This is a genomic window from Kitasatospora sp. NPDC050463, from assembly GCF_040655255.1.
Classification (GTDB): Bacteria; Actinomycetota; Actinomycetes; order Streptomycetales; family Streptomycetaceae; genus Kitasatospora.
Genome location: NZ_JBFAJO010000102.1, coordinates 12,296 through 22,948, shown reverse-complemented (window position 1 = coordinate 22,948; position 10,653 = coordinate 12,296). Strand labels below are relative to the sequence as shown.

At 72.0% G+C, this 10,653-nt stretch carries 7 protein-coding genes and 1 pseudogene; 4 read left to right on the top strand and 4 right to left on the bottom strand.

The genetic code is table 11. The features are described 5' to 3' along the window. Positions 1-788 precede the first annotated feature (788 nt). Positions 789-1,340 carry an SMI1/KNR4 family protein gene (locus AB0J08_RS37210; protein WP_360643114.1) on the bottom strand — a complete coding sequence of 184 codons (552 nt, stop codon included), beginning with the start codon at positions 1,338-1,340 and terminating at the stop codon, positions 789-791. A gap of 29 nt (positions 1,341-1,369) precedes the next feature. Between AB0J08_RS37210 and AB0J08_RS37205 the strand changes: the two genes are divergently transcribed. The 3 genes from AB0J08_RS37205 (at position 1,370) to AB0J08_RS37195 (ending at position 3,518) form a co-directional block, all read left to right on the top strand. Further along, complete coding sequence (locus AB0J08_RS37205) at positions 1,370-2,254, top strand: DegT/DnrJ/EryC1/StrS family aminotransferase (protein ID WP_360643124.1); 885 nt, start codon at positions 1,370-1,372, stop codon at positions 2,252-2,254. Further along, the gene (locus AB0J08_RS37200; RefSeq protein WP_360643111.1) at positions 2,251-2,694 is read left to right on the top strand and encodes an NUDIX hydrolase; all 444 of its coding nucleotides are present in this window, start codon (positions 2,251-2,253) and stop codon (positions 2,692-2,694) included. Before AB0J08_RS37205 ends, AB0J08_RS37200 begins: the two co-directional genes overlap by 4 nt. Positions 2,695-3,092: 398 nt before the next feature. Further along, complete coding sequence (locus AB0J08_RS37195; protein ID WP_360643108.1) at positions 3,093-3,518, top strand: NUDIX domain-containing protein; 426 nt, start codon at positions 3,093-3,095, stop codon at positions 3,516-3,518. A 161-nt stretch (positions 3,519-3,679) separates the two neighbouring features. Here the strand turns inward: AB0J08_RS37195 and AB0J08_RS37190 are convergent, their stop codons facing one another. Both AB0J08_RS37190 and AB0J08_RS37185 read right to left on the bottom strand, forming a co-directional pair. Then, positions 3,680-5,293, bottom strand: coding sequence for an alpha/beta hydrolase (locus AB0J08_RS37190; RefSeq protein ID WP_360643105.1), 1,614 nt, complete (start codon positions 5,291-5,293; stop codon positions 3,680-3,682). Continuing rightward, positions 5,293-6,018, bottom strand: coding sequence for an alpha/beta hydrolase (locus tag AB0J08_RS37185; protein WP_360643102.1), 726 nt, complete (start codon positions 6,016-6,018; stop codon positions 5,293-5,295). Before AB0J08_RS37185 ends, AB0J08_RS37190 begins: the two co-directional genes overlap by 1 nt. 584 nt (positions 6,019-6,602) lie before the next feature. On the opposite strand from AB0J08_RS37185, the gene AB0J08_RS37180 reads away from it, so the two are divergent. Next, positions 6,603-9,446, top strand: coding sequence for an FG-GAP-like repeat-containing protein (locus AB0J08_RS37180; protein ID WP_360643099.1), 2,844 nt, complete (start codon positions 6,603-6,605; stop codon positions 9,444-9,446). A gap of 116 nt (positions 9,447-9,562) precedes the next feature. Here AB0J08_RS37180 and AB0J08_RS37175 read toward each other — a convergent pair. Beyond that, positions 9,563-10,653 (bottom strand): annotated as a pseudogene (locus AB0J08_RS37175) (hypothetical protein); the annotation flags it as partial.

Here is a 10,653-nt window from a genome sequence, read left to right as displayed (position 1 = left end):
TGGCCGCCCGAACGGCGCCGGACCGGTACGCTGGACCGGTTGTCCGATTGCCGCCCGACCGCGGGCCGGGGCCGCAAAACAGCCTCTGACCTGCGGCGAGCCCACCTCGCGGCGCCGGCCCGGGCTGGGGCGGAGAGGTCTGCGGCTACCTGGGCGTGAACGCCCCGTGGCCATGGTCGGGCGCATCGCAGGACGGAGCGATCTTCCGCGTCTTCACGTCGAGGACCGTCGAGGACCTCGGTCCGGTGTTCCGGGACATGCGTCGCGAGGACCCGGCACTCTGCCCGTACCCGCTCCTGCCGGCCTCGGGGGGCTGCTCAACCGGGGCGGCACCGTGCGAGGCGACCAGTTCTTCTGGCTCACCAGTGACCCGGACCCCATGGAGCGGCCGGTGGTGGTGTGGCTCCGAGGGAAGACCTGAGGGACGCGTGGCGGCGGTACGACATGCGCTTCGTCGCCTTACTCGTCCATGCCTTGTCTGGCGAGGACCAGGACATGCATGACCTGCTCGACCGGCCGGACGAGCCGATCTGGAAGGGCCGGCCAAACGAGTCGTGGGGAGTAGTCGCCTCACGGAAGAAAGCTGGACCGGAGCCGCAACTCATCAACGAAGCCAGGAGCTGTCTGGGTGGAGGTGCGGTGGTCCGCTCCGGCTCCGCCTACCGTCCGGGCCCCGGTCGCCCGGCCGTGCTTCCGGCCTGCGGCCCGCTGCGAGAGCCTCCGTCCGGGTCGGGCCTTGTTCCGGCTCCTGAAGATTCGCATCCTGGCCCGTGCCGAGACCGAATCGACTACCGCCGAGAGGAGGAGTCCGCCCAGGGTGCCATGTCGACATCTCGGTCGACGGCGTCTTCTTCGTACCAGCCTCGCCCGTCGAGCCAGGTCTCGAGCCACTCGGCGAGGCTTCCCGCGTCCACGAACCACGCCCTGGACAGATCCTGGCCGCTGATCGCGTTCGGTTCAAAGAGCAGCACCGTTCCGTCATCGCTGTGGCAGTCCACGCAGGCGAACATCGCGCAGCCCCAGTCCAATATCGGCACGACCCCTTCGGGCCACGACCACCAGGTGATTGATCCCTTCGGAGGGATCCTGTCCAGGTACCCCTGAACGACCGAGGTCTCCCAGTTCGCGTCCGGTCCGCCGAAGAGTGGCAGCACGGAGTCCGAGGGACCGAAGCCGCCATTGCCCACCCTCCGGAAGAGCTCGGCGAGCAGCGGGTGCAGCCGAAAGCCCAGCCTCCGCTCGGCCTCGGCCAGCTCTGCCGCAGTAACCGGAGACTTGAGAAGGTCACTCGCCGCTGAAGCGGCTCCAACGCGGTTGATCAGATCCTTGATGTCGTTCACGGCCGCATCTTCTCTGATGCGTCTGACAGATCAAGGACCGAAGCCTGAGGGCCGCCGGCCCTGCACCACGGCCCCGTTCGGCCGCTCGCCGCCCGCGCCCTCCAGGGCATGCTCGACCTCGCCGACTCCTACGCCGTCCTGGACGCCGCCTGGCGCTTGGCCGACGGCCCCTGGAGCGCGCGCTCGCCTACACGGTCCGCCACCGTCTGCTCCACGAGCCGCCTGGCCTCGGCGTTCTCCCTCAACGGCCCCAAGCCGCTGTCCGGCGGCGAGGGCGCTTCGTCCTCACGGATGACGACGACACGTACCACCGGGTCATCACGCTTGCGCACTACAACAAGCGGGCCAAGTCCGAGATCCCGGAAGGCCATCCGCTCGCGCGGTACGCGGTCACCGGGGCCGGCCTCAAGCTCCGCATCCACCCCCTCGCCGCCGCCATCGCCCACGACCAGCTTGCCCGCCTCGACGGCTACCTCGCAGGGCGGGCCGAGATTGCCCGCTACCTCACCGGCCAGCCGGCCCGGACACCCGGCCTGGATGTCACCACCATGCCCGAAGGGGTGGTCCCGTCCTGGTACGGGTTGACGCTCACCTACCGGCCGGCCGAGCTCGGCGGGCTGCCGATCGATCGGTTCCACCAGGCGCTGATCGCCGAGGGCGCCACCGAGTTCGACCTGCCTGGTTCCACCTGCCCGCTCAACCAGTTGCCGCTGTACCAGCAGCCCGGACCGCTGTTTCCGAGGCACCCGCACTCCCACCGCCGGTACACGAGCGGGGACTTCCCGGTTGCGGAGCAGGCTCACGCGCACACGATCAAGCTCCCGGTCCGGCATCGTGAACAGGATCTCGAACTGGCCGAGCAGTACGTCCGCGCGGCCATCAAGATCAGCGACCATCACAAGGAGCTGCTGTGACCGTCACCTCCCCCGACTTCGTGGCCCGCCTGGCGGCCGACGCCGAAGCCGCCGGCATCACCGGCTTCGTCGCCGCCGCCGTGATCAACCACGACGGCCGGGTCCTGCTCGTGCGGCGCAACCCCGACGACTACCTGGGCGGGATGTGGGAGATCCCCTCCGGAACGGTCGAGACCGGGGAGACGATCCTGGGCGCAATGTACCGGGAGACCGCCGAGGAGACCGGCCTGGCCGTCGACCTGGTCACCGACTACATCGGGCACTTCGACTACCAGAACAGCCGCGGCGGTACGACCCGCCAGTTCAACTTCGCGGTCACCGTGGAGAAGACCGAACCGGTCGTCCTCACCGAAACACGACGCCCACCAATGGGCACTCCCCGGCGAGCTACCCGAGGTCAGCGACGCGGTCCGCAAGCTGATCACCCGTTGAGGTGGTGAGAGTGTGGTGGGGCCCTCGAATTCCCCGAGGGCCCCACCACACTATGGTCGAGATGACCTGATGCGGCTCAAGGTGGGCGTGCGCAGGGCGGCCTGACGGCATGCCTGCCCGCAGTACAGGCCGGTGCGGCCCTGGGCCGGCAGGCGCTGCTCGCACCGGGGCCCGGCGCACAGGGTGGTCGTCTGTCCATGATGTTCCGTCACCACCAAACGGTGACGGAACCCGGAGGTCACTACAAGCCGCCCCCGTTGTTTGGGGGTGGGGGGTTGTTGGTGCCCGGGTCTGGCCTTGGCGCCGGCCCACCCGGCCCGGCCTACCGGGAAGTAGGCTCGTGATCAGAAGTACTTCCAGGTACGGAAGTGCACCCCTCATGACACACCATCCTCGGAGGTGGCCCATGGCCGAGCAGGTACGCTCGCGCATCTCGGCGTACGCGATCGCGACGATGGAGGACCAACTGCTGCTTACCCGCCTCTCGGAGGCGTCACCGGTCTTCCTGCCCGGCCTGTGGCACCTCCCCGGCGGGGGAATCGACCCCGGCGAGCAGCCGCAGGAGACCCTCGCCCGGGAGCTCTACGAGGAGACCGGCCTCGAACTCGCCGACTCCCGCCTCGTCGACGCCCGCAGCTACAGCGCCCACCGACTCGGCCTTGACTGGCACCTCGTCGGCCTCTTCTATCAGGTCGACCTCAAGCCCGGCACCCTCAAGGTCACCGAGACCGACGGATCCACCGCCGAGGCCTGCTGGCTGCCCCTGTCCGACCTCACCGACCCGGTTCTCTCCCCTGCCGCCGTCGACGCCCTCCGCATGATCGGCCGCTGACACACGTTAGTGGGGGCGTGGGCGTCTGATGGTGTGTCAGGATGCGCTTGGCCCCGGGTGTCGGCCTTGTTCAGGCCGCCGTCTGACCCGGCACGCGTGAAAGGCCCCGCCGCCCCGGGCGAGCAGGGCAGTGGCGGGGCCTTCGCGCGGTGCGCCCGGCCTTACGGGGCGATCTCGAACGCGGGCGGCTGGAGGCCGGCCAGGCAGCCGGTGTCCGGCGCGGTCGGGGTGTCGAAGAACGAGCGGGTGATGGACTGCGCGCACGGGGAGTCGGCGAAGACCACGTGGGCGACGTAGGGGACGGTCACCTCGGTGGAGCGGCTCAGCGTGCGGGCGGCGTACGGGCCGCTGCTCGGCGCGGTCTGGGAGTCGAAGCTACCCGAGACGATGAGGGCGGGGATGTCACTGACCGTCACGTCCCGTACCGAGGACGGTGCGGCGGGCACGTTCCAGACCCGGCAGTCCTGGTGCAGCCAGGGCAGCAGCGGTGCGTTGGCCAGCACCGACTCGGGGAAGGACGGGAACGCGAGCCGCCCGCCCTCGATCACGTCGGCCTCGCTCTCGAACGGTGTCCACTCGCTGCAGAAGACGCCGTTGGCGATCCCGTACGACGTCCTCCCGATGGCCTGCGGGCTGAGCTTGCCGCCCGCCCACTGCTCGGCGATGCGCTGCGGGTTGCCGTGGGCCAGTTCGTCGATGGAGCGGGGCACGCCGGCCGCCAGGTGGCTGGCGAATGTCAGCCAGTTCACCAGGACCCCGCCGTCCAGGGTGACCGCCACCGGGTCCGGGTGGCCCGGGACGGTGACGGTGGTGGTGACCGGGTTGGCCTCCAGCTCGCCGACGAGGCGCTCGAAGGTGGCCTTCAGGTCCGGGTAGCGGTCGTTGCAGGCGCTCTGGTCCGCGCAGGCCCTGAACATGCCGTCGAAGCCCTCGCGGGCGGCTTTCCAGGTCATGGCCCCGCCGGGGAGGGACGGCGGCAGGACACCGTCGATGCCGACCGAGCGCAGGCCCTCGGGGTGCAGGCGCATGTAGAGCAGGGCCAGGTCGGTGCCGTAGGAGATGCCGAACACGTTCCACTGCTCGATGCAGAGTGCTTCGCGCAGGTCGGCGTAGTCGGCGGCGCTCTCGGTGCCGTTGTACGTGCTGAGGTCGGCCCCGCGGCCCGTCAGCTCGTCGTGGCAGGTGCGGGTCTCCTCGACGTGCAGGCTCCCGGTGGACGGCGCGCCGTAGACCAGGTCGAGGGTGCGGGCGTTGAACTCGTCGATGTTGGGGCAGGTGAGCTGCGGGTCGGCCGAGTACGCCCCGCGCTGGGACATGAAGATCACGTCGCGGTCGCGGTTGAGGCCGCCGTTCAGGGCCATCTGGATCTCGGAGTTCGCGTCGTCGCCGGGACCGCCGGCCAGCCACACGATCGGGTCGGGCGCGGGCCGGTCGTTGTCCGCGGGCACGACCTCCACGGCGAGGGTGATCCGGCGCCCGTCGCGGCGGGAGCGGTCCTCGGGCACGGTCAGGGTGCCGCAGCAGGGGTTCTTCACGGGGGGAGCGGGGTCTGCGGTGCGTGGGCAGGGGCCCGGCTGGAAGCGGGCGTGTCCCGCGGTGCGGGCGAGCGTGCCCAGCGGCGCGCGGACGGCGGCCTCGGCCCGGGCGCGGGCGCCGGGCTGAGCGTGGGCGGATGGTGCGGCGGCGCCGGCCAGCAGTAGGACGGCGCCGGCCCCGGCCAGGGTCGCGCGCAGCCGCCCGGTGGTGCGGCGGCGGTGGGGCGGGGGAGTGGGCATCAGGCGGTTTCCGTTTCGGGGGTGATGGTGAAGGGAGCGGGCACCAGGTCCGCCACGCAGGTGGTGTCGGGCGCGGTGGGACGCGCGAGGAAGGACGCCAGGACGTCCTGGGCGCAGCACGACTGGGGGACCCCCCAGTGGCCGATGCCCGGGATCCGCACGACCGTCGAGCGTGACAGCGTCCGGGCCGCGTAGGCGCCCCAGCTCGCCCCGGTCTTGGAGTCGAAGGTGCCGGAGATCACGAGCGCGGGCACGTCGCTGACGGTGGTCACCCGCTGGAGCGCGGTGCGGTCCGGGACGTTCCAGATGCGGCACACGTCGTGCTGGAAGGGGAGTTGGGGGGCCTGGGCCAGGACCGCGTCCGGCCAGTCGGGGAAGTTGCGGCGTCCGGCCTCCAGCACCTCGGACGGCGCGTAGCCGGGCACCCATTCGGCACAGGCCACCGATTCCTTGAGTCCGGTGGAGAACGTGCCGACGGCGGGGGTGGCGGCTGCGGCGCGGGCGCGGGCGAAGCGCTCCGGGTTGCCGTGGGCGAGTTCGTCGAGGGCGGCGGGCAGGTCGGCGAACGGGACGGCCCGGGCGACCAGCAGGGCCGCCAGCGTGCCGCCGTCCAGGACGACCGTCACCGCTTCCCCGCCGCCGGGCGGCCGCACGCTCAGCGTCAGGGGGTGTTCCTCCAGCCGCCGGACCTGCTCGGCGACGGTCCGGTGGAGGGAGCGCGCCATCGGCCAGTTCGCCAGGTGAAAACAGCCGGGCCCGGCCGCCTCAGTGCTGCGCCCCTTGGTCCGCTGTCCGAGTCGTAGACCTCGATCAGGCCGTTGTCGGGCCTGGCCCCGGTGCGGAACTCGTACAGGATCAGCGTTGCGATTCCTCCTGGTCTCGCGGGTGTTGCGGCTGCGGGACGACGGTGAGGTAGAAGAGGGGCGTTGTCCAAGATCCGGTTCACCGTGAAGAGGTATTTGATCATGCTGCCGCCGTCGCCGTTGTCCTTGTCGTCGATCAGACGTGCCGAGTAGCGCCTGTCGCCCTTGGCCGCTCCCTCGTACGTGGACGAGAAGGGGTACTCGTCGCACTGGAGGCGGGAATTGCTGTAGTCGCCTCAGATGTCCTCGCACGTCCTGATGACGGCTGAGCGTTCGCGTCCTGATTCTCGGTCGATGGGGCGGTGCAGCGGTTGCTCGGCCCCGGGAAGGGTCTTGCCGGCGAACGACGGGAATGTCCGCTCCGGCTTGCCGGCGGGATCGACATCCACGGCGGCCGGCGCCCCGATAGAGTGCGCGGTCGAGTTGTCGATCTTCGAGGGGGACCGATGGCAGCGATTCGGCTGTCGACATCCATACGCCGAACAGCCGTTGCCGCGGCGGCGCTCGCCACCGTGCTCGGCACCGTCCTGGTGCCGGGGAGCGGCACGGCCGCCGCCGCGGGTGCTGTCACCGTGGCGACCTACAACATCTGCGGCCAGTCGCCGAAGTGCCGGACCCAGCTGTCGCCGGCGGACTGGAGCGACACCCTGATCCAGGCGGTGAAGGCCAACAGCCCGACCGTGGTCAACCTGCAGGAGGTCTGCGCCGGGCAGGCCGACCTGCTGCGCGACAAGCTGGAGGGCTACACCGTCCACTTCCTCAAGGCGGTCAGTCTGACGCCGGACCAGAAGGGCTGCCAGAAGTGGGGCGGTGACACCACCGCCTTCGGCGCCGCCGTGCTGGTGAACACCTTCTGGACCGGGAGTTTCCACGACCTGGTCCTGGAGCCGGCCGACCCGGCGGCGGAGAAGCGCCCGCTGATCTGCGCCGGCCTCGCCATGCCGTCCGGCGACGACTCCTACCAGGTGTGCAACGTCCACCTGGAGTCCGGTCTCGTCGGCCTGCGCAACGCCGGTCTGCCGACAGTGGTCGACCGGATGCGGCACTGGGGCGAGGGCGCGCGGACCATCCTGGCCGGCGACTTCAACGCAGACCCGACCGACCCGAACCTCGGCATCCTGTACGCCGCGCAGGACGGCAACGGCCCGATGACCGAGGCCGACGACCAGGACACCGCGTACTTCTCCCCGACCTGCCGCGGCCTGCGGACGTGCCGCTCCGGCGCGCCGACCACCGCCGACGGCCGGAAGTTCGACTACATCTTCGCCGACCCGGGGCTCAACCACGGCGACGGCCGGACGATCCAGGTCACCGGCCCGGACGGCCGGCCACTCTCCGACCACCTGATGTACCTGGCGACCGTGTCCGTGCGGACCGGCAACGCCGCGCCGGCCGCCCCGACCGTCTACAACACCGCGGCCACGATCGGCTCCGGCAACGACTGGGCGAACGCGGTGGACCGCACGGCCGGCGACTTCACCGGCGACGGCCGCACCGACCTGGTGCTGCGCTTCGCGAGCGGCACGGTGATGCTCTACCCGGGCAACGGCAACGGCACGTTCGGCGCGGGCCGGCAGCTCGCCACCGGCGTCACGGACGCGCTGAGCATCACGGCCGGCTACTTCAACGACGACGCCAACGCCGACCTGCTGGTCCGCTCCGACGAGGGCGCGGCGTCCATCATGGAGGGCGACGGAGCGGGCCACCTGGGAGCCCCGTTCGCGCTTGACGTGCCCGGCGGGCTCGCCAACGCCCAGGACATCGTCTACGGTCACATCCTCTCCCCGACCAGCCTCGACCTGCTGGTCCGCTGGGGCGACCAGCACTTCAGCGCCCGCCCGGTCCGCCGGGATCCGGCCACCGGGCAGTACACCGTCGGCGGTGCCGTCGCCGTCCGCCCCGGCGGACTCGACAGGCTGCCCGACGCCGCCGACCTGGTGGCCGGGGACTTCAACGGCGACCGGCGCACCGACCTGCTGATCCGCAGCCACACCGGCCGGACCGTGCTCTACCCGGGCGCCGACACCGGCCTCTTCGCCTCCGCGACCGACGTCGCCGACGCGAGCGGACGCAGCTGGGCGGCCGTCGAACACCTCACCGCCGGGAACTTCAACGCAGACGCCAAGAACGGCCCGGGCGGCACCAACGATCTCCGGGACGACCTGGTCGTCACCTGGATGTCCGACCACTCCGGCGCCGCACCCGACGGCGTCGGCCAGACCGAGTTCCTGCCCTCGACCGGCGCGACCCCGACGCTCTTCGGCAAGGAGGTCAGGCTCAAGGGCGCGCTGCCCGGCTACTTCTCCGACGCCTCGGACGCCCTCCTCGCGGACTTCCGCACCACCGGCACGGCGGACCTCGCCATCCAGAAGCCGGATGACCTACTGTTCAAGCCCGGCCGCGGTACCGGCACCTTCGGTGGCGGCGACACGGACAAGGCCTGGCCCGCCCCGGTCGGCCTGACCGCCGCCGACTTCGACGGCGACCTCGGCGTGGACCTGCTCTCCCGTGACGCCACCGGTGCGAGGCTGCGCCGGGGCACCAAGCAGTCCCCGCTCGGCACCTACGGGGACCCGGTCGAAGTCTCCCTGGGCAGTGGCATCGGCTGGTCCCAGGTGGCGGACGCGACCGCCGGCCGCTTCAGCTCGACCACCCACGCCGACCTGGTGGTTCGGCTGAAGGACGGCAGGCTGTTCCGCTTCGCCGGTACGCCGACCGGCTTCGACCCGGCCGGCGTCCAGATCACCGCCGGAGGCCTGGCCGACTGGAGCGACGCCGTCTCGATCACCGGCGGCGACTTCGACGGGGACGGCCGCGACGACCTGCTGGTCCGCTGGCGGGCCGGCAGCGCCTTCGTGTACCCGGGCGACGGCGTGGGCGGCCTCGCCGGCTCGAAGCCGGTTTTCGCCGTCGGCGCCCTGAGCGACCTGGCGGACCTCCAGCAGGCCGTGGTCTACGCGGGCCGCCCCCCGGTCAACGCCTACCGCTGGAGCGACGGTTCCATGCTGCTGGACGGGAACCGCTCGGCCAACCTCGTCGCCCCGGACGCCGCGGTGGTCACCGGGACCGCTCCCCAGCTGACCGTCCGCGCCTCCGACGACCAGGGCCGCGTCGCCTCCTTCAGCTACCGCCTGGACGAGGGCCCGGCGGTCTCGGTCGACGCCTTCCACAACACGGTGACCGTCCCGGTCGGTCAGCTCGCGCCCGGGGCTCACACGCTCGCGGTGACCGCCACCGACGCCGCCGGCCTCACCTCGGCCGAGACGGTCTGGCCGTTCACGCGGAAGTGACCCGACCCGGCGCCGGCCGCTGGGAACCGGAGGTCGGTTCCCAGCGGCCGGACGATCAGGAATTCGGACGATCAGGCGTCCGCCCGTGACCGTGCGGGAGACAGGACCGCGACCTCCTAGGCGAAGCAGACCACCAGCCGGTCCTCCGGCAGCGCCGCCAACGCCGTGACCGGGCCGGGGAACCGCAGGGCCGGGCCGACCTGTTCATGGGTCGCCACGTCCCACAGCAGCACCGTCCCGTCGACGCTGCCGGAGGCCACGACGGGGCGGCCGCCGAGGCTCGTGGTGGCCAGGGCACCGACCCGGGCCGGGTGGCCGGCCAGGGGCAGCCCCGACCTCTGACCGGCCGCGGGATCCCACAGGCGCACGGTGCCGCTCCCGTCGCCGGTGGCGACGACGGGCCGGCCGTCGAGCTCCGCCACGGCGACCGCGCAGACGGCGCTGTCGCCGGCGGCCGGGAACTCGCCGATCTGCCGCCCGGTCGTCAGGTCCCACAGTCGGACCTCCCTGTCCCAGCTCTGGTCGACGTCCATGTCGCTGCTGGTGACGGCGACGGGCCGGCCGTCGACCACCGCCGCGGCGGTCACGCGCACCGCGGAGCTGTGGCCGAGGAGCGGCGCGCCGAGCTGCCGGCCGGTGGCCACGTCCCACCGGCGGACCGTCGCGTCCTCGTGGCCGGTGACGGCGACCGGTCGGCCGTCGAGCACGGTGGCCGCCACACTCGGCGACGCCAGGTCGACGGGTAGCTCGCCCAGGTACCGGTCGGCCGTCAGGTCCCACATCCGCACGGGCCCGCCGGAGTCGCCGACGAGGGCGATCGGGCGACCGTTCAGTACGGTGACCGCCAGGGCGTCGACGCCGGCGAGGGGTGGCCCGCCGAGCGGGGCCCCGGCCTGGCGGCCGGTGGCCGCGTCCCACCGGCGGACCGTGAGGTCCCCGCCGGCGGTGACGACCACGAGGCGGCCGTCGACCACCGCGCTCGACGCTGCGGTGATCTCACCGAGGTGGCCGCGGTCGCGGTCGGAGCCGCGCGGCCGTTCGGCGGCCAGGTCCCACACGCGTGCCGTGGTGTCCCAGCTTCCCGTCACGACGAGCGGTCGGCCGTCGACGAGCGCGGCCGTCACGGAGACGATCTGCCTGGTGTGGCCGGTGAGGGGTTCGCCGAGTTGTCGGCCTGCCGTGAGGTCCCACGCCCGTACGGTCGCGA